The sequence below is a fragment of the Paraburkholderia sp. CNPSo 3272 genome (assembly GCF_024206495.1).
Lineage (GTDB): Bacteria > Pseudomonadota > Gammaproteobacteria > Burkholderiales > Burkholderiaceae > Paraburkholderia.
Genome location: NZ_JAMBPQ010000001.1, coordinates 381,475 through 399,057 on the forward strand (window position 1 = coordinate 381,475; position 17,583 = coordinate 399,057).

At 67.0% G+C, this 17,583-nt stretch carries 17 protein-coding genes and 1 riboswitch; of the genes, 1 reads left to right on the forward strand and 16 read right to left on the reverse strand.

Annotated elements, in window-relative coordinates:
* Nucleotides 1-8: 8 nt before the first annotated feature.
* From astD to M3I53_RS01900, 10 genes are all read right to left on the reverse strand, one after another.
* The gene (astD, locus tag M3I53_RS01855; protein ID WP_254314270.1) at nucleotides 9-1,472 is read right to left on the reverse strand and encodes a succinylglutamate-semialdehyde dehydrogenase; all 1,464 of its coding nucleotides are present in this window, start codon (nucleotides 1,470-1,472) and stop codon (nucleotides 9-11) included.
* A 2-nt stretch (nucleotides 1,473-1,474) separates the two neighbouring features.
* The gene (gene astA / locus M3I53_RS01860) at nucleotides 1,475-2,509 is read right to left on the reverse strand and encodes an arginine N-succinyltransferase (RefSeq protein WP_254314271.1); all 1,035 of its coding nucleotides are present in this window, start codon (nucleotides 2,507-2,509) and stop codon (nucleotides 1,475-1,477) included.
* Nucleotides 2,506-3,585 (reverse strand): arginine/ornithine succinyltransferase subunit alpha, encoded by a 1,080-nt coding sequence (gene aruF, locus M3I53_RS01865; protein WP_254314272.1) that lies wholly within the window; start codon nucleotides 3,583-3,585, stop codon nucleotides 2,506-2,508. The genes astA and aruF overlap by 4 nt, the downstream gene beginning before the upstream one ends.
* A gap of 42 nt (nucleotides 3,586-3,627) precedes the next feature.
* Complete coding sequence (locus M3I53_RS01870; protein ID WP_254314273.1) at nucleotides 3,628-4,845, reverse strand: aspartate aminotransferase family protein; 1,218 nt, start codon at nucleotides 4,843-4,845, stop codon at nucleotides 3,628-3,630.
* Between the two features lie 231 nt (nucleotides 4,846-5,076).
* On the reverse strand, nucleotides 5,077-6,048 hold the full coding sequence (locus tag M3I53_RS01875; RefSeq protein ID WP_254314384.1) for a GlxA family transcriptional regulator: 972 nt from the start codon (nucleotides 6,046-6,048) through the stop codon (nucleotides 5,077-5,079).
* A 156-nt stretch (nucleotides 6,049-6,204) separates the two neighbouring features.
* Nucleotides 6,205-6,996 (reverse strand): ABC transporter ATP-binding protein, encoded by a 792-nt coding sequence (locus M3I53_RS01880; RefSeq protein WP_069267914.1) that lies wholly within the window; start codon nucleotides 6,994-6,996, stop codon nucleotides 6,205-6,207.
* Between the two features lie 20 nt (nucleotides 6,997-7,016).
* The gene (locus tag M3I53_RS01885) at nucleotides 7,017-7,730 is read right to left on the reverse strand and encodes an ABC transporter permease (protein ID WP_028204763.1); all 714 of its coding nucleotides are present in this window, start codon (nucleotides 7,728-7,730) and stop codon (nucleotides 7,017-7,019) included.
* A 13-nt stretch (nucleotides 7,731-7,743) separates the two neighbouring features.
* On the reverse strand, nucleotides 7,744-8,433 hold the full coding sequence (locus M3I53_RS01890; RefSeq protein WP_158758057.1) for an ABC transporter permease: 690 nt from the start codon (nucleotides 8,431-8,433) through the stop codon (nucleotides 7,744-7,746).
* A gap of 318 nt (nucleotides 8,434-8,751) precedes the next feature.
* On the reverse strand, nucleotides 8,752-9,504 hold the full coding sequence (locus tag M3I53_RS01895) for a CbtA family protein (RefSeq protein ID WP_254314274.1): 753 nt from the start codon (nucleotides 9,502-9,504) through the stop codon (nucleotides 8,752-8,754).
* A gap of 13 nt (nucleotides 9,505-9,517) precedes the next feature.
* The gene (locus tag M3I53_RS01900; protein ID WP_254314275.1) at nucleotides 9,518-9,736 is read right to left on the reverse strand and encodes a CbtB-domain containing protein; all 219 of its coding nucleotides are present in this window, start codon (nucleotides 9,734-9,736) and stop codon (nucleotides 9,518-9,520) included.
* A 39-nt stretch (nucleotides 9,737-9,775) separates the two neighbouring features.
* A riboswitch (cobalamin riboswitch) is annotated at nucleotides 9,776-9,921 on the reverse strand.
* Nucleotides 9,922-9,965: 44 nt separating this feature from the next.
* Between M3I53_RS01900 and M3I53_RS01905 the strand changes: the two genes are divergently transcribed.
* Nucleotides 9,966-10,604, forward strand: coding sequence for a histidine phosphatase family protein (locus M3I53_RS01905; RefSeq protein WP_254314276.1), 639 nt, complete (start codon nucleotides 9,966-9,968; stop codon nucleotides 10,602-10,604).
* Nucleotides 10,605-10,657: 53 nt separating this feature from the next.
* Here M3I53_RS01905 and M3I53_RS01910 read toward each other — a convergent pair whose 3' ends face one another.
* From M3I53_RS01910 to hpnI, 6 genes are all read right to left on the reverse strand, one after another.
* Nucleotides 10,658-11,695: a patatin-like phospholipase family protein gene (locus M3I53_RS01910; RefSeq protein WP_254314277.1), complete on the reverse strand. Its 1,038-nt coding sequence runs from the start codon at nucleotides 11,693-11,695 to the stop codon at nucleotides 10,658-10,660.
* A gap of 43 nt (nucleotides 11,696-11,738) precedes the next feature.
* Entirely contained in the window at nucleotides 11,739-12,320 is a 582-nt protein-coding gene (locus tag M3I53_RS01915) for a hypothetical protein (RefSeq protein WP_375542447.1), read from the reverse strand.
* A 78-nt stretch (nucleotides 12,321-12,398) separates the two neighbouring features.
* Nucleotides 12,399-13,487: a lysylphosphatidylglycerol synthase domain-containing protein gene (locus M3I53_RS01920; RefSeq protein ID WP_254314278.1), complete on the reverse strand. Its 1,089-nt coding sequence runs from the start codon at nucleotides 13,485-13,487 to the stop codon at nucleotides 12,399-12,401.
* Entirely contained in the window at nucleotides 13,484-14,383 is a 900-nt protein-coding gene (gene hpnK, locus M3I53_RS01925) for a hopanoid biosynthesis-associated protein HpnK (protein ID WP_254314279.1), read from the reverse strand. The genes M3I53_RS01920 and hpnK overlap by 4 nt, the downstream gene beginning before the upstream one ends.
* Nucleotides 14,383-15,804, reverse strand: coding sequence for a hopanoid biosynthesis associated radical SAM protein HpnJ (gene hpnJ, locus M3I53_RS01930; protein WP_254314280.1), 1,422 nt, complete (start codon nucleotides 15,802-15,804; stop codon nucleotides 14,383-14,385). The genes hpnK and hpnJ overlap by 1 nt, the downstream gene beginning before the upstream one ends.
* A gap of 157 nt (nucleotides 15,805-15,961) precedes the next feature.
* Nucleotides 15,962-17,251 carry a bacteriohopanetetrol glucosamine biosynthesis glycosyltransferase HpnI gene (gene hpnI / locus M3I53_RS01935; RefSeq protein WP_254314281.1) on the reverse strand — a complete coding sequence of 430 codons (1,290 nt, stop codon included), beginning with the start codon at nucleotides 17,249-17,251 and terminating at the stop codon, nucleotides 15,962-15,964.
* Nucleotides 17,252-17,583: the final 332 nt, after the last annotated feature.

Here is a 17,583-nt window from a genome sequence, read left to right on the forward strand (position 1 = left end):
GTCGTTCCTTAGAAGTGAAGACCCGGCGAAACGCTCGCGGGCATCTGCAGTTGCGCGCTCTCCACCGAAGCCATCGGGTAGGCGCAGTAGTCGGCGGCGTAGTACGCGCTCGGCCTGTGGTTGCCCGAGCGGCCCGCGCCGCCGAACGGCGCGCCGCTCGACGCACCGTTGGTCGGCCGGTTCCAGTTCACCACGCCGGCGCGGATCTCGCGCGTGAAGCGCTGCCACAGCGCTTCGTCGTCGGCGAGCAGACCCGCGGAGAGGCCGTACGCCGTATTGTTGGCCTGCGCGATGGCGTCGTCGAAACCGGCGTAGCGGATGATCTGCGCGAGCGGGCCGAAGTGCTCCTCGTCGGGCAGGTCGGCCACGCCTGTCACGTCGAGAATCGCCGGCGTCACGAAGCCGAGCGCCGGGTCGCGCTGCGTCATCGGCAGCAAGGCGCGTGCGCCGCGCTCGAGCAACTGCGCCTGCGCGCTCACCAGCTTGCCTGCGGCGCGCGCCGAAATCACGGCGCCCATGAAGGGCTGCGGCTCGGCGTCGTACTCGCCCACCGTAATGCGCGCACTCACTTCGACGAAGCGCGCAAGGAAGCGCTCGCCGAATGCGTCGGCGGGCACGAGAATGCGGCGCGCGCACGTGCAGCGCTGCCCCGCCGAAAGAAACGCCGACTGGATCGTGTGATGCACGGCGGCGTCGATATCGTCGACCGGCGCGACGACGAGCGGATTGTTGCCGCCCATCTCGAGCGCGAGCACGATCTCGGGCCGGCCGCCGAACTGGCGATGCAGCAGCGTGCCCGTGTCCGAACTGCCCGTGAAAAAGAGCCCGTCGATCTGTTTGTGATTCGCAAGCGCAATGCCGGTGTCGCGCTCGCCCTGCACGAGGTTGAGCACGCCCGCGGGCAAGCCCGCTTCGCGCCAGAGTTCGACCGTGACGCGCGCCACTTCCGGAGCGAGTTCCGAAGGCTTGAACACGACCGCGTTGCCCGCGATCAGCGCCGGCACGATATGGCCGTTGGGCAGATGGCCCGGGAAGTTGTACGGACCGAACACGGCGACGACGCCATGCGGGCGATGGCGCAGCACCGCCACGCCGTCTGCCATCGGCGCGCGCTTCTCGCCGGTGCGCTCGCCGTAAGCGGTGATCGAAATCGCGACCTTGGCGGCCATCGACGCCGCTTCGGTGCGCGCTTCCCAGAGCGGCTTGCCGGTCTCGCGGCCAATGGCCTGGGCGAGCGTTTCCTTCTTTTCGGTGACGAGCGCGGCGAAGCGCTTCACGATCTCGCAGCGCGCTTCGAGCGGCGTTTGCGCCCACGCTGCGAACGCGCGGCGCGCGGCGCTCACGGCGCGATCGACATCTTCGGCGCTCGCGGCATTGCCGCTCCACACGGTCTCGCCCGTGCCGGGGTTGAGCGAAGCGAACGCGGGGCCCGAGGCCGCGCACCATTGTCCATCGATGTAAAGCTCGTTCATGGTCATCCCTGTTTCTGCTTCGCTGCGGGGCCGAGCACGCGCACCGGATCGCCCGCTGCGACGTTCAGCGCCGCCGCTTCCTTCGCGCCCAGCGTGAACACGCCGTCGTGCACGACGCCCGGCGCGAAACCCACGCGAAAATCGCCGAGCGACGTATTGGATACGAGTGAGCGCACGCCCTCTTCGGCATGCGCCTCACCGATCTCGACCGGCACGACCACGCTGTCGCGCACCGTGCGCAAGTCGACGATATGGCATTCGAGCACCGGGCCCGCATCGAAGATATCGACGTGGTTTTCATAACGCAGCCCCTCGGCTTCGAGCATGCGGCGCGCGGGAATCGTGTCGGCATGCGTGAGGCCGACACAAGCCTGCGCCTCCTCGGGCAGCAGCTCCACGTACACCGGATAACGCGGCATCAGTTCCGCGAGGAACGACTTGCGCCCGTGCGAGCTGAGGTAGTCGGCAGCGTTGAAATCGATCTGGTAGAAGTGCGAACCGACCGCACGCCAGAACGGCGACGTGCCTTGCGCGTCGAAATGCCCGCGCAATTCCGCGCACAGGCGCTCGGGAAAGCGCTCGCGAAACTGCGCGATGAACATGAAGCGCGATCGCGAAAGCAGGCTGCCCACCCCGCCCGTGCGATAGCGCGGCGAAAGAAAAAGCGAGCACACCTCGGCATAGCCCGTGAGATCGTGCGAAATATTGAGCGCGCGCATGCGCGTCCAGATGCCGAGCTCCTGGCTTGCGTGCACCACGGTGCTTACGCGGTAGTTGTAGAACGGCTGCTCCAGGCCCACGGCGGTTTCGATGCCGCAAACGCCGGCCACGTCGCCCGTGGCCGTGTCTTCCATCACGAAAAAGTAGCCGGCTTCGCGCAGCTCGGCCTCGCCCGCCAGCGTGCGCCGCGCGCGCTCGATGCGCGCCTTGAGCGCCTCGCGGTCGGGCTTGAAGGTGGTGAGGCCGGGCCCCGTTTCCTTGGCGAGCGCGACGAGCGCGTCCACGTCGCCCGTTTGCACGACGCGTACCACGATCATTGTGCGTCTCCCATATAAGCATCCTCAGTTTGCGGGGTGGCGCGATACAGCGGCGCGCAGCGCACCGGCTCGCCGTCCTGCACGCCGAGCGCGGCGCGCGCGCTCGCGTCGAGCGGCGCGATGATGTCAGCGCCCTTCTCGCTCTCGGGCAGCGTCGCGAGCACGCAGCGGAACTCGCCCGCGCCCTGGCTCGCGACCAGATACGCCGCGCCTTCGAGGTTCGTTGCGAGCGCCACTTCGCGCACCGTGCGCGTCTCGTTGCCGGCGACCGAGGCCGTGCGGTCCACCTGCGCAGTCAGCACGGGGCCCGCATCGAAAATATCGACGTAGCGATCCGGCTCGAAGCCCTCTTCCAGATGGATCTCATAAGCGAGCAAGGCGCTCGGATCGGGCTCGCCGAGCACGCGCTGCGCCGGCTCCGGCAGCAACGGCACATAGAGCGGATAAGCCGGCATGACCTCGGCGATGAAGGTGCGGCTGCGTCCGCCCGAGGCCAGTTCGATGTCCTTGAAGTCGCGCCCGAAGAACTTGCGCCCCACGGCCTCCCAGAAGGGCGAGGCGCCCGTCTCGTCGGTCACGCCGAGCAGCAGCGAGAACACTTCGGGCGTGAAGCGTCGGCGGTTCATCGCGACGTACATCATGCGTGCGCGCGACATGAGATGAGCGGCCGCGTCGCCGCGCAGCGTCGGCTCGATGTAGAAGCCCGCGAGGCGGCTCTTGCCCGTGAGTTCGTGCGACATCGTGAGCGCATGAATCTTGCGGTTCACGTGCAACTCGCGCGACGCGTGAATGAGCGCGTCGTTGCGAAACGCGTAGAACGGCTCGGCGTAGCCGGCCGCCGCCACGATGCTCGAGGTGCCGACGAGCCGCCCGGTGGCGGAATCTTCGAGCACGAACAGATAGAACTCCTCACCGGGGAAGTCCACGTCCGCGCGAAACGAATCTTCTGAAAGCGCGATGCGCGCTTCCAGCGCCGCGCGGTCGTGCGGCAGCGAATGCAGCACTGGCTGCGCGGTGCGCGCCATGTGGGCGATCGCGTCGAGATCGGAAAGCCTGGCGGGGCGAACGAATAGCATCGTCGGTCCTGTGTGTGCGCTGGGTTGCGGCTGGGTTGCGATTTAGCGTGCGCCGATCACATCTGCGCAGGCCTGCTCGAAGCGCGCAAAGCCTTCGTCGAGGTCCGCTTCGGGAATGATGAGCGAGGGCGCGAAGCGCAGCACGTCCGGCCCCGCAATCAGCATCATCACGCCGCGGTTCGCGGCCGCCCCGTTGAAGTCCTTGGCGCGGCCCGCAAAGCGCGCATTCAGTTCGGCGCCGATCAGAAGCCCCTTGCCGCGCACTTCCTTGAACATGTCGAAACGCTCGTTGAGCTTCGCGAGCTTTGCGCGAATCGCTTCGCCGCGCGCACGCACGCCCGCCAGCAGCGCCGGATCGCTCACCAGCTCGACCACCTTGCCCGCAAGGGCGGCGCCCAGCGGATTGCCGCCATAGGTCGTGCCATGCACGCCCACCTTGAAGTGCGCGGCAATCGCTTCGGTCGTCAGCATCGCGCCGATCGGGAAGCCGTTGCCGAGCGCCTTTGCCGTCGTGAGGATGTCGGGCGTGACGCCCGTATCTTCGTACGCGTAGAAGTGGCCCGTGCGGCCCACGCCCGTTTGCACTTCGTCGAAAATGAGCAGCGCGCCGTGCGCATCGCACGCTTCGCGCAGCGCGCGCAGGAAGGCGGGATCGGCGGGAATCACACCGCCCTCGCCCTGCACCGGCTCGACGATCACGGCGCAGGTCTGCGCGCCGATGGCGCGCTTCGCCGCTTCGATGTCGTTGTACGGCAGATGCGTGATGCCGCCCGGCACGGGCCCGAAGCCTTCCGAATACTTGGGCTGGCCGCCCACGCTCACCGTGAAGAACGTGCGGCCATGGAACGACTGCGTGAACGAGACGATCTCGAACTTGTCGGCGCCGTGCCGATCGAACGCCACGCGGCGCGCGAGCTTGAGCGCCGCCTCATTGGCTTCCGCGCCCGAGTTCGCGAAGAACGCGCGATCGGCGAACGTGAGCGCTTCGAGCTGGCGCGCGAGACGCAGCACCGGCTCGTTGGTGTAGCCGTTGCCGATGTGCCAGAGCTTGCTGCCCTGCTCCTGGAGCACGCGCAGCAGCTCCGGATGCGCGTGGCCGAGCGAGGTCACGGCGATGCCGCAGGCGAAGTCGATGTAATCGCGGCCTTCGGTATCCCACACGCGCGAGCCGACACCGCGATCCGGCACGAACGGCGCGGGCGAGAAACACGGCACCATCACTTCGTCGAAGGTCTTGCGGCTCACAGTCTGGTCGTTCATGGCGATTCCTCTTTTACTCAGTGCGTGTCGAATTCGGGGTCGGTGTGCGTGGGGGCCGCGCCCTTTCGCTCAGGTGGCGTTGCATGGGACGGGACTAAGCGCTCAAGCGCACAAGTCCCGTCGACACTTGTGCAGTGTAGGCAAGCTGCGCGCAAACGTCTTGCGCAGGCGCGACGCGTTTTTTCGTACGGAACCCGCAAGGTCCGCGCGCTTGATGCGCCGCGGCCGCGTTCATTGAATTTCCGGCGGCTCCACGAGCGCGCCTGCGCGCGGCTCGGCGGCGGCCCCGCCGTGCTGGCGCTCGATCCAGTTGCGGCGATCCTCGCGCGGTGTCACGCCGAAGCGCTCGCGATACGCATTCGAAAAATGCGCCGCCGACGAAAACCCGCACGCGAGACTGATCTGCACCACCGACTTGCTAGTGCGCTGCAACTGCGAGCGCGCCTTGGCCAGACGCAGGCCGAGGTAATACTTCGACGGCATCGCGCCGAGGTACTGGCGAAAGAGCCGCTCGAGCTGACGCCGCGACACGCCCACGAGATTCGCGATCTCGTCGGTCGTGAGCGGGTCTTCGATATTCGCCTCCATCAGCTTGAGCGCGTCGTTCAGGCGCGGGTGCCGCTCACCGGGCGCGGTCACGAACGGAATGCGCTGACGCTCGTCGCCGCTGCGCAGCGTGCTCGCGCCCAGCGCGTCGGCAATGCGCTCGGCGAGTTCCGGGCCGTGGTCGCGGCCGATCATCGCGAGCATGAAGTCGAGCGTGGCCTGACCGCCCGAGCAGGTCGCGCGGTCGCGGTCGATTTCGTAGATGTGCTGCGTGACGATGGTGCGTTCGAACTGCTCGGCGAACTGCTGGAACGTCTCCCAGTTCGCGGCCACGCGGTAGCCCTGCAACTGCCCCGCCATCGCGAGCCACCAGATGCCGTGGTGAATGCCCGTGACGAGCGGCGTGCGCTGGCCCACGCGCGCGAGGCTTGCGAGAAAGAGCCGGTAGTCGGCGAACTGCTGGTAGCGCTCGGTAACGACAATCAGCCAGTCGGCCGCAACGGCGTCGCCGAACGCGCAGTCGGCGGGCCACTGCGCGCCGCCCGCGAGCGGCACCGGGCGGCCGTTCCACGAGCACATCTGCCAGCGGTACAGCGCGCGGCCGTCGATCTCGTTGGCGAGATTGAGCGCGTCGACGATCGGGCCCACGCCCGACATCGAAACAGGCGGCAGCGCGACGATCGCCACCTGGGTCGTGCGGCCGGCGCGCGCGAGCGGCGCCTGGCCGCCTGGCGCGGCAGCAGGAACGGCAGCAGGAGAACGAACGGTGGAACGGACCATCGGCGAGACGAGGCGCGAGATTGAACGCGCCGCTTACTTGAGACTGCCCGAGAGGAACTGGCGCAGGCGATCGCTCTTCGGCGCGCCGAGCACATCGGCGGGCGCGCCCTCTTCCTCCGTGCGCCCCTGGTGCAGGAACATCACATGATTCGAGACATTGCGCGCAAAGCCCATTTCGTGCGTGACGACGATCATCGTGCGGCCCTCTTCTGCCAGTTTTTGCATCACCTTGAGTACTTCGCCCACGAGTTCGGGGTCGAGCGCCGAAGTCGGTTCGTCGAACAGCATCACGTCGGGATGCATCGCGAGCGCGCGCGCAATCGCCACGCGCTGCTGCTGGCCGCCCGAAAGATGCGAGGGATATTGCTTCTCCACGCGAGGCGCGAGGCCCACTTTCTCCAGATACTGCCGCGCGCGGTCCTCGGCTTCCTTGCGCGGCACGCCGAGCACGTGGATAGGCGCTTCCATCACGTTCTCGAGCACGTTCATGTGCGACCAGAGGTTGAAGTGCTGAAACACCATCGCGAGCTTGGTGCGGATGCGCTGCAATTGCTTGTGATCGGCCACGTCCAGGTCGCCGTTGCGGCCCGCCTTCGTGCGCACGGCCTCGCCGTCCACCACGATCTCGCCCGCGTTCGGCTTCTCGAGGAAATTGATGCAGCGCAGGAACGTGCTCTTGCCCGAGCCGCTCGCGCCGATGATGCTGATCACGTCGCCCTTCTTCGCGTCGAGCGAGACGCCCTTGAGCACCTCGTTGTCGCCGTAGCGCTTGTGGATGTCGCGCGCGACGAGCTTGCTATCTGAGGATTGCGTCTGAGCCAAGATGGCCTCCAGTTTCCGGTGAATCAGCGGGTGCGCACGGCGAGATGGCCGAGCCAGCGTTTTTCGGCACGGCGGAACGCGGCCACCAGCACGAACGATACCGCACAGTAGATCAGCGCAGCGAGGCCGAACGACTCGAACGAGCGGTAGGTCGCCGAGTTGGCGTCGCGCGCGACCTTGAGGATATCGGGCACCGTCGCGGTGAAGGCCACCGTGGTCGCGTGCAGCATCAGGATCACCTCGTTACTGTACAGCGGCAGTGCGCGGCGTAGCGCCGAAGGCAGGACCACGCGCCAGTACATCGTGAACGGGCTCATGCCGTAGGCGCGCGCCGCTTCCACTTCGCCGTGGGAGGTAGCGCGAATCGCGCCCGCGAAAATCTCCGTCGTGTACGCGCAGGTGTTGAGCGCGAACGCGAGCACCGCGCAGTTCAGGCCGCTGCGGAAGAACGCGTCGAGCAGCGGCTCCGAACGGATGAACGCGAGACTGTACACGCCCGTGTAGATGAGCAGCAACTGCACGTAGAGCGGCGTGCCGCGAAACACGTAGGTGTAGAAGCGCACCGGCAGCGAGAGCCAGCGGCGGCTCGAGACGCGCGCCACGGCGAGCGGCACTGCGCACACGAAGCCGAAGGCGACAGAGATCACGAGCAGCCACAGCGTCATCGCAAGGCCGGAGACATGCTCGCCGTCCCAGTAGAGGAACGCGCGGCCGAATTGCTGAATGATTTCGTTCATGACGGCCTTTTCCTCAGAGTTGCGCGTGACGCACGCCCACCGAATAGCGGCGCTCGAGCCAGATGAGCGCGAAGTTCGAGAGCGTGGTGATCGCGAGATAGATGAGCGCCGCGATCACGAGGAAGAAGAACAGGTTGAAGGTGCTGCGGCCCGCGTCCTGAGCGGCCTTCACGACATCGGCGAGACCGATGATCGAGACGAGCGCCGTCGCCTTGACGAGCACCTGCCAGTTGTTGCCGATGCCGGGCAGCGCGAAACGCATCATCTGCGGAAAGAGGATGCGGGCGAACACGCGCGCGCCGCTCATGCCGTAGGCGTGGCCCGCTTCGAGCTGGCCGCGCGGCACCGCGAGAAACGCGCCGCGAAAAGTTTCGGTGAAGTACGCGCCGTAGATGAAGCCGAGCGTGACGACGCCGGCCACGAACGGATCGATATCGATCTGCGCCATGCCGAGCGCGTCGGTGGCCTCGTTCACGCCGATCTGGATGCTGTAGAAGAGCAACAGCATCAGCACGAGGTCGGGCACCGAGCGGATCAGCGTCGTGTAGGCGGTCGCCACGGCCGCGAGCGGCCGGTTGAACGAGAGCTTGGCCGCCGCGCCAGCCAGACCGAGCAGCACGGCCACGCCGAGCGAGAGGAGCGAAAGCTCGATGGTCTGGATCGTGCCGGCGAGCAGCACAGGGCCAAAGCCGTAAAGGATCACGCGCGTCTCCGGAACAAAGTTGTTTTGTCGTTTCGGGCGGCCTCGCGCGGCACCTGCGCGCCGCCGAAACCGATGAACTGGCGCGGATCGTCTCAGTGCAAAATGGATTGCTCAAATTCGCGCGGCGCGGATATTGCAGTGCAGCATTGCTGCGCGGCGCACGCATGCGTGCGGATGGGGCCCACGCAGCCGCGGGCGCGATGCTTTTGAAAGGCGAAAAAAAATGCCCCGGCACGCGAGGCGCGCGGGGCATTTACGCAAGTTTGGGGTCGCTTTTTCGATAGGCGTCCCGCATGCGCGCCGCGGCCCCGGCGAAGCTTAAGCGGCGCGCGTTTGCGTGCCGCGTGCGCTGCCCGCACGGGCGTTCGCGCCAAGCAGCTTTTCGGCGAGCGCGCCGAAAAGCAGGCCGATCGTCGTCCAGAGAATGGCCTGCATGCCGATCGACACCGTGCGGAACTTCCACAGCAGCACGGCCGGGAAGGCGGCGGGCACCTCGTTGATCGTCGGCAACGCGAGTTGGATCGCGCCGATCACGACGACGAACAGCACGAGCGCCACGATCGAAGCGTTCCAGACGCCCAGGCGCGGCACGAACGCGGCGCGCACCTTGAGCGAGAACACCGACACGGCGATCGAAACCGCAATCATCAGGAAGAAGAGCCCGGTGCGATAGCCGATCGTCTCCGGGTCGCCGACCGAGGGCGGATTCGCCGGATACTTGATGTTCGGCACCATGTAGATCGCGACGAACGCCGCGAGCGCGAGCCAGGCCGAGAGCGCGCGGGGCGAAAGACGCCCCACGCGGCCATTTGCATACGCGAAAACGAGCGCGAAGAGCCCGCCGATCGACGCGCCATAGACCATCACGCCCGTGAAGAGACCGAAGCTCGCCTGGGTCTTGCGGCTGACGATTTCGGGATCGGGTGCCTCACCCTTCGCGGCGTCGGCTTTCTCCTCGAAGGAGATCGCCTGATCGACCTGGGGCTCGCCCGCGATCTTCGCGAAGCCGAACGTGAGAAGTCCCGCGGCGATGCCTGCGAGCATGCCGCGTACCAGCAACTTGCCAACCATATTCAGCTCCCGGTCAGTGGCAGGGGAAGCCGAGCAGATGGCGGCCGTCGTGAACGAACTCGTGGACGTACATGCCCGGGAAGATCGACGTGGCGCCCTGCTCGGCGCCCACGAAGTACAGGGCCAGCAGCAGCATGAGGCCGCCGAAGACGGCCCAGGGCAGGATCTCCCGCAGCGGAATGGGCGCCGGCGCGGCCGGTGCGTGCTGCACGGGGAATGTGGTATCGGACATGCTGACTTCTCCTGGGGTTACGCGCCCCGCTAGTCGTTGAAAGAGTGGTTCACGACGCGCAGGTCTGACTTCCGTTGCTTCGATGCTTTCGACGGCAACCAGTTACAGTGGCGCGACCGCGCCGGACTTGCACCGGCTTCCGCGTGTCGTGGAGCCTGTATTCTACGCGCTGCGACGGCTGGCCGCGGCCCGAATGTCAGCCAAAGAGTAGTCACGCGTAAGGAGAAGCATGCCGACGACAGTCTGGCTGGTGAGTCATGCGGCGAACGCCGCGCTGCGCTCGGGCATATTCCCGCAAGCGCCTGAGGTGCCTGAGGTGTCAGTAGCGGGCGATGACGCCGAAGAAGCGCTCGACGCGCGCGCAGTCGAGGCGCTTGCCGCATGGCGCGAGCGCTGGCACGCGCGGCTGGCCGGTGGTAATCGCAATAGCGAGGCGCCGCGCGCACTCACGAGTCCCGCCGCGATCGCCCGCGCGAGCGCGCGCGCAGCAGGCTTCGCGGGCGCGACAACGGGTGACGCGCTCGCCGAAACCGCCTTCGGCGCGTGGCAGGGCCGTCGCCTGACGGATCTCGCGCGTGAAGCGCCCGGAGCCCTCGCGGCCTGGACACGTGATCCAGGCTTTCGGCCGCCCGGCGGCGGCGAATCGTTCGACGATGTCCGCGCGCGCGTCGGCGCCTGGCTCGATACGGTGCCCGATTCAGGGCACAACCTGATCGCCTTCACGCACGCGAGCGTGATCCGGGCGGCGATTCTCCACGCGCTGGGCGCGCCTTCATCGGCTTTTCGCTCGATCGAAATCGCGCCGCTTTCCGTGACGGCGCTACGCCGCACGGAGCACGGCTGGGTATGGCTCGCGGCGATGGACTGAGGACAGGGACGGCATGTCCTTGATCTGCGTACGTACAGCGCCCTCGAGGCGCCCTAGTCCAGTCCTAGCTGCGCCTTGATGGCCGGCATCATGTACTGCACGGCCGCGCGCCCTTCCTCGATGGCGGGCGAGGCGCGATGAAAGTCGAAGATCCCCATGCCGCCCAGGCGCGGCTGGATCAGCACGTCGGCGGGCTCGCCGGCAAGGCGGCTGCGCGTAATGCGCACCTGCATGATGTCGATGCTCTGCGCCACCGAGCTCAATACGGACGGCACGCGCGTGCTGGGCGGCGGCGCCACGCGCACGTCCGGGCCGCCCGACGCGCCGGGGCCTGCTGGCTGCAGCCAGCGCGGAAAGCGCTTGCCGTTACGCCGCAGGAGCGGTTCGGGCGCCGCTTCGTTGTTTTCCGCTCCATTGGCGCCGCCGCTGGCCGCCAGGGCAGCCGACGCCGCCGTCGCCGCGTCGCTCGCCTCCACGGGCAGCTCGCGCGGCATCGTGTCGATCGCACCGCCCAGGTCGCGGCCGTTGAGAATGTCGTGATTGAGATCGATGGCGATCACGGTGTCCGCACGCATCGCGCGCGCGGCAGACACCGGCACCGGGTTGCTCAGTCCGCCGTCCACGAGCCACACGCCGTCATGCCAGATAGGCGTGAAGATGCCGGGAATCGCGATCGACGCGCGCACGGCATCCACCACGCCGCCTTCGCGCAGCCAGACTTCGCGCCCGGTGTCGAGTTCGGTGGCGACCGCCGTGAACGGCAGCCTCAGGTCATCGATCGAGCGGCCGTTGAACTGGTGCGCAAACAGGTCGATCACCTTGCGCCCGCCGAGCAGGCCGCCCGAGAAACGCAAGTCGAGCAGGCGCACCACGGTCTGCCAGGTGAGCTTGCCCACCCAGTCCTCGAGCCAGTCGAGATCGCCGTTCGCGTACACGGCGCCGACCAGCGCGCCGATCGATGTACCGCACACCACGTCGGGCTTGATGCCCGCTTCCTCGAGCGCGCGGATCGCGCCGATATGCGCCCAGCCGCGCGCCGCGCCCCCGCCGAGCACGAGTCCCACACGCTTGGGCCGTCGCCGGTTCATCATGCGCGCCTCCTTGCGTGGCCCTGGGTCAACTGCGTCGACGGAGTCAACGACCGCGGATCACGTCCGAGCGCGAGGTCGTCGTGACTCGCCCGTCCGGTCCGAAATGCACGTTGAAATACGCTTCGGGCGTCACGCCCCCTTCCAGCCACTTCCAGCTCCACACCGTCTCCTTCTTCAAGCGGTAGCCGGCCACCTGCCCGGGCTTACCGAGTAAGCGCCGGACCTCGTCCTCACTCATGCCGACACGGATCTTCGCGAAGTTTTCAGCCGTGAGCGCCTGAGTGATGGCCACGAGTCGCCCGTTCGGACCGATGTCGACCATCCAGGTATTGAGGCCCTGCGGGCCGCGCGGATATTCGAGGCGCCGCGAGCCGTCGTCGAACACGCGCTCGGTCTCGGGCTTGCCCATTTGCTCTCGCACCTGCTCGAGCGTAGAGACGCCGGGCGTGAGGCCCTTGAGCAGCAGCGCGTCGGGCTTCACGGAATCGAAGAACGCCTTGAATCCCTGCCGGATGGTGTCGAGCATGGCATCGAACTGGTGATCGTCGCAGCCGGAAAGCGTGAACGCCGCCGTGGCGGCGCACGCGAGCGCGAGCGAACGCGTGAATGAAAACGTGGGCTTCATGTTCTTGCTAACGCATCAACATGGGCTTGCGTCGACGCGCGCCGATCCGCCGCGCACCGACATGTCCACAATGTACCGTCAATGGACCTCTTCGTGCTGCGAGTCCCGCTTCGGGCGGGGCGCGCGTGCGGACACGCTCGCCGCGGCGGGCAGCGCATCAGCAGACTGCGCGGCGGCCTGCGCGCCGTGGCGCATGGCGCGACGTGTGCGAACGATTTCCGCGGCCTGCCACGAGAGCAGCGCGAGCACGCCGAACACCACTTCGCGCATGCGCTTGACGAGCGCGAGCGAGAACGCCACGTCCTGGCTCACGCCAAAAAGCTGCGCGAGCAGCACCACGGCGACTTCCTGCACGCCGAGGCCGGCGGGCACCATGAAGGCGGCATGGCGCACGGCCTGGGTGATGGCTTCGATGGCGAGCGCATCGCCCACCGTCACCGGATGGCCGAGCAGCGCGAGCGCCCACCACGTCTCGAACGCGCCGAGCATGTAGCCGCCGAGCTGCCAGAAGAAAGCGCGGACCATGAGGCCCGTGCGCGACATCAGCGCGTCGAGATCGGCATCGAGCTGCTTGCCGTCGATGCCGAGCATGAGTGGATTATCGGCGCCGAGCAGCTTCGCGGCCCAGCGTTCGATCGCATGGAAAACGCCACCGCGCCGCACCAGAAGCACGGCGAGCACCGGCAGCGGCGCCGAGAGCACGAGCGCCAGTGCGAGCGTGACGATGGTGCGCAGCGAACCGCCGTCGCCTGTCGCCGCGACGATCAGCACGACGCCGAGCGCCGAGAACGCGTATTGCACGGCGATCGTCACGAACACCTCGACGATCACCGAAGCCGTGACCTCGCTCGCATTGCGCACCTTCCAGCGCGCGAGGCGAATGCCGACGAGTTCGCCGCCCACGCCGACCACGGGCAGCAGCCGGTTCACGGCCTCGCGCACGGTCGCGGTCCACCAGAGGAAGCTCAGCGGTGCGCGCTTGTCGAGCAGGAGGCGCCACGCATGCGCGTCGAGCAGGAGCGGCAACGCGTGGAACGGCACGAGCCAGAGCAGCATGGGGCCTGCCGTGCCGATCACACGCAGCACGTCGTGCGCGCCGTTATGGACGACGAGACCAATCAGGATGGCGATCCCGAGGGGCAGGCCCAGCCATTGCAGCCACTTCATGACACCGGCACCTCGGGGCCGCGTGACGCGGCGAGCCCGCAGCCCGAAGCTGCGCCGAAGAACACGTCGGTGAAGCCGCCCCGGCGCACGCGCGCTTGCGCGAGCGCCGCGGCGACGCGTGGCGAGATCAGCGCGCCGAATTCGTCGGCGTGGCGATACGTCTGCATCGAGGGCGTGAGGGGTCCTTCGCGCGCTTCATCGGCGAGCGCCGGATGGCAGTAGATCTCGCCCACGCCCTGCGCGGGCAGATTCGCGAGCGCCTCGAGCACGGCTGCCTCGTCCATTGCGCCCGTCTTCGCGATGCCGACCACGTAGTCGTTGTGCGCAACCCCCGCACGCGCAAGCCGCGCGCGCACGAGCGCGAGCCAGGGCTTGAGCGCGAACGGCGCGCCTGCCTCGAGCGGCAGACGCATCGCACGCAGACCATAGTCGCGGCCGATCTCGAGGATCAGCGCGAGCACCGTCGGATGCAGGTGAAAATGCTTGTGCGTATTCACGTGATCGAGCGCGAGCCCGGTCGCCGCGAACGCTTCGAACTGCGCGCGGATCTCCTTTGCGAGCTGCCTGCGCACGTGCGGCAGGAAGAAGAAACGCACGCCGTCGCGGACCATGTTGTCGCCGAAACGCCCTTGCGAATCGACGAGCGCGGGAATCTGCGCGCGCGGCAGCATGGCCGCGCCATCGGCCAGCACCAGATGCAGCCCCACGCGCAAACCCGGCGTGCGGCGCGCCCGCGCCACGGCGTCCGCCGCGGCGGGCGCGGCCACCATCAGGCTCGCGCAGTCGAGCACGCCCTCGCGATGCGCGCGCTCCACCGCCGCATTGACCCGCTCATGCAGGCCAAAGTCGTCGGCGGTGAAGATGAGCGCGCGCGCATCGTGAGACGAGCGGTCCATCATGCCTCGTGTGCGCGCAGGAAGCGGAAGAACTCCACGCCTTCGCGCAGACGCCGCTTCATCATGTCCCAGCTCGTGAGCATCTCGCGCACGATCTCCCAGATCTTCGACGGCCGGAAATAGAACTGCCGGTAAAACTGTTCGAGGTGGTGATAGATCTCGTCGCGCGACAGGTGCGCATAGCCGATCGCCGCCAGTTGCACGCCTTCCTTGCTCACCAGGTTGATGGTCTTGTTCTCTTCCATCCAGCCGTTTTCCACGGCCTGCTTGTAGAGCGTCGTGCCCGGATAGGGCGCGGCCAGCGACACCTGAATCGTATGCGGATTGATTTCCTTCGCATACTCGATCGTCTTCTTGATCGTGTCCTGCGTCTCGCCGGGCAGCCCCAGGATGAAGGTGCCGTGAACCTTGATGCCGAGCTTCTTGCAGTCGGCGCTGAAGCGGCGCGCGAAGTCCGTACGCACGCCCTTCTTGATGTTCACGAGAATCTGGTCGTCGCCCGATTCGAAGCCCACGAGCAGCAGGCGCAGGCCGTTTTCCTTCATGACCTTGAGCGTCTTGTACGGCACGTTCGCCTTCGCGTTGCACGACCACGTCATGCCGAGCTTGCCGAGGCCAATGGCGATCGCTTCGGCGCGCGGCAGGTCGTCGGTGAAGGTGTCGTCGTCGAACATGAGCTCCTTGACTTCAGGCATGTTCTCGCGGATCCACTTCGCTTCCTCCAGCACGTTCTCGACCGAACGCGTGCGGTAGACGTGGCCGCTCACGGTCTGCGGCCACAGGCAGAACGTGCAGCGCGACTTGCAGCCCCGGCCCGTGTAGATCGACACATACGGGTAGTTCAGGTAGCCGATGAAGTAATTCTCGATCTTCAGGTCGCGCTTGTAGATCGGCGCGACGAACGGCAGCGAGTCCATGTCTTCCAGCACCGGACGGCCCGGGTTGTGCTCGATCGAGCCGTCCTTCGCGCGCCAGGAGATGCCCTTGACCTCGGCCAGCGGCATGCCTTCGGCGATTTCCTTGCAGGTGAAGTCGAATTCCTCGCGGCAGACGAAATCGATCGCCTCGCTCGCGGTCAGCGAATTGTGCGGATCGACCTGCACCTTCGCGCCCACCAGACCGATGACGATCGACGGCTTGCGCTTCTTGAGGTCTTCGCTGAAGAGCGCATCGGTCGGGAACGACGGCGTGCTCGTGTGGATGATGACGAGGTCGTATGCGGCTGCAATCTTCAGCGTCTCTTCCACGCCCAGACCGTCGGCCGGCGCGTCGAGCACGCGGCTGTCGGGCACGAGGGCCGCGGGCTGCGCGAGCCAGGTGGGATACCAGAACGAGCGGATCTCGCGCTTTGCCTGGTAGCGCGAGCCCGCGCCACCGTCGAAGCCGTCATACGACGGGGCCTGCAGAAACAGCGTTTTCATGCGATGAGTGCTCCGGGTACCCGTACTGTGTCGGGTGATGATTGAGGTGACAATTCGGTATAAAAAGCGCGGTATAAAAAGCGCGGTATAAAAAGCGCGGTATAAAAAGCGCGGTATAAAAAGCGCGCTACAACAGCGCGGTATAAAAGCGGCGACCTCAGCGAGCGTCCGATCCTTCGACGGCAGGCCGCCGCGCGCTCGCGGGCCTGGCCATGGCGGAAGGCGCTGCGGCCTCGGGATTGGCGACGCTCACGCGCACGCCGCGCCAGATCACGTGCGAGCCGAACGCGGCGGAAAGCCACTGCAAAGCCAGCAGCACGTCGCGCAACGGCACGAGCGGCAAATCGCGCCAGAACCCGCGCCAGCTCCCGCTCGCTCGCGCATGCAGTATCAAACGCGCAATGATACCCGCCATCGTGGCCGTGGCGAGTCCGGCCAGCGCCGCGCGCGTCGTCGCGCACGCGCCGATGCCCGCGCCGGCCGCGAGCAGGCCGTAGAACAGCGCGCCCAGCACGAGCCACGGCGTGGGAAACGTGATGAACAGCGAAGCGAAGCCCGCCGGATTCACCGAGCGGATGGTGCGCAACCAGCGCGTCTCGCGCAGCCAGAGCGAGCCGAAGGTCGGCTCGATCACGTCGGTGGCGACCACCACCGGCGCCAGCACCGTGGCGAGGCCATGATCGCGCGCATAGCGGGCGAGCAGATAGTCGTCGGCGAGACAGTCCTTGAGTGCGGCGAAACCCCCGATACGCTCGAGCGTCGCACGGGAAAGCGCGAGCGTCGCGCCAAAACCGAACGCGCGCGAGCCTGTGGAATGCGCCACGCGCACCGAAGGCGCGAACCACTCGTTGATGAAGAGCGCGCCCACGCGGGGCCAGAAACCACCGATGCTGCGGGCGCTGTAAAGACAGGTCACGACGCCCACGTCCGGGTCGGCGAGCGGCGCGGTGACGATCTCCAGATAGTCGGGCTCGACGGCGATATCGCTGTCGGCCACGACGATCGCGTCGTAGCGCGCGCGCGCCGCCAGATTGATGAGGTTGCTCACCTTGAGATTGCTGCCGTGCACGCGCGGGTCGATCACGAGCTCGATGTCGTGGCCGGGATACGCCGCCTGCAACCGGCGCACCACGGCAATGGCCGGATCCGCCGACGACGACACGCCGAACAGCAACTGAAAGCGCGGATGCCGCTGTTCGCAGAAGGTCGCGAGATTCTCGTAGAGACGCGGCTCGGCGCCGCACAAGGGCTTGAGCACACTCACGGGCTGCGGTTGCGCACGGCGCGCGCGGCGCGCGGCTTCGCGCACGAGCGCGGCCGAACCGAGGCGCGGCATCGTCAGCGCGGCCACGAGGCCGTAGAAAGCAGCCACGCCGCACAGCACGACCACGACCCAGACGAGCGCGGGCCAGGGCGCCGGGATGGCGAAAATCTGCGCCACCGTCATGACGCGCCGCCTTGCCGGGTCACGTGGGCCAAGCCGCGCTCGCCGCGGGCTGCGCGCAAGGGGAGAAGCTCCTGCGGTGCCCCGACCGGAATTCGCGTTTCACCACGTACCATTTCCCTGCCCTGAAAATCCAGAATAAGCCGCGCATCTTAGCCGCAATACGAATTTGAAGCAGGAAACCAGACAATGGATGCCGGTTTGCACGATGCGAGGCAATTGAACAAACAATGAATGGAGATAAACCATCGTATGAAACATTGGACATGGTCGATCCCCGATTCGACGCCAAAAATTGTATCAGCAAGCTCCGTCAGTTGCTTCCGACGGACGCG

Bases quoted from the DNA above. Each gene is read 5' to 3' on its own strand.
- astD (WP_254314270.1), bottom strand. From the start codon at position 1,472: ATGAACGAGCTTTACATCGATGGACAATGGTGCGCGGCCTCGGGCCCC.
- astA (WP_254314271.1), bottom strand. From the start codon at position 2,509: ATGATCGTGGTACGCGTCGTGCAAACGGGCGACGTGGACGCGCTCGTC.
- aruF (WP_254314272.1), bottom strand. From the start codon at position 3,585: ATGCTATTCGTTCGCCCCGCCAGGCTTTCCGATCTCGACGCGATCGCC.
- M3I53_RS01870 (WP_254314273.1), bottom strand. From the start codon at position 4,845: ATGAACGACCAGACTGTGAGCCGCAAGACCTTCGACGAAGTGATGGTG.
- M3I53_RS01875 (WP_254314384.1), bottom strand. From the start codon at position 6,048: ATGTCGGGCGTGGGCCCGATCGTCGACGCGCTCAATCTCGCCAACGAG.
- M3I53_RS01885 (WP_028204763.1), bottom strand. From the start codon at position 7,730: ATGAACGAAATCATTCAGCAATTCGGCCGCGCGTTCCTCTACTGGGAC.
- M3I53_RS01895 (WP_254314274.1), bottom strand. From the start codon at position 9,504: ATGGTTGGCAAGTTGCTGGTACGCGGCATGCTCGCAGGCATCGCCGCG.
- M3I53_RS01900 (WP_254314275.1), bottom strand. From the start codon at position 9,736: ATGTCCGATACCACATTCCCCGTGCAGCACGCACCGGCCGCGCCGGCG.
- M3I53_RS01905 (WP_254314276.1), top strand. From the start codon at position 9,966: ATGCCGACGACAGTCTGGCTGGTGAGTCATGCGGCGAACGCCGCGCTG.
- M3I53_RS01910 (WP_254314277.1), bottom strand. From the start codon at position 11,695: ATGATGAACCGGCGACGGCCCAAGCGTGTGGGACTCGTGCTCGGCGGG.
- M3I53_RS01915 (WP_375542447.1), bottom strand. From the start codon at position 12,320: ATGAAGCCCACGTTTTCATTCACGCGTTCGCTCGCGCTCGCGTGCGCC.
- M3I53_RS01920 (WP_254314278.1), bottom strand. From the start codon at position 13,487: ATGAAGTGGCTGCAATGGCTGGGCCTGCCCCTCGGGATCGCCATCCTG.
- hpnK (WP_254314279.1), bottom strand. From the start codon at position 14,383: ATGGACCGCTCGTCTCACGATGCGCGCGCGCTCATCTTCACCGCCGAC.
- hpnJ (WP_254314280.1), bottom strand. From the start codon at position 15,804: ATGAAAACGCTGTTTCTGCAGGCCCCGTCGTATGACGGCTTCGACGGT.
- hpnI (WP_254314281.1), bottom strand. From the start codon at position 17,251: ATGACGGTGGCGCAGATTTTCGCCATCCCGGCGCCCTGGCCCGCGCTC.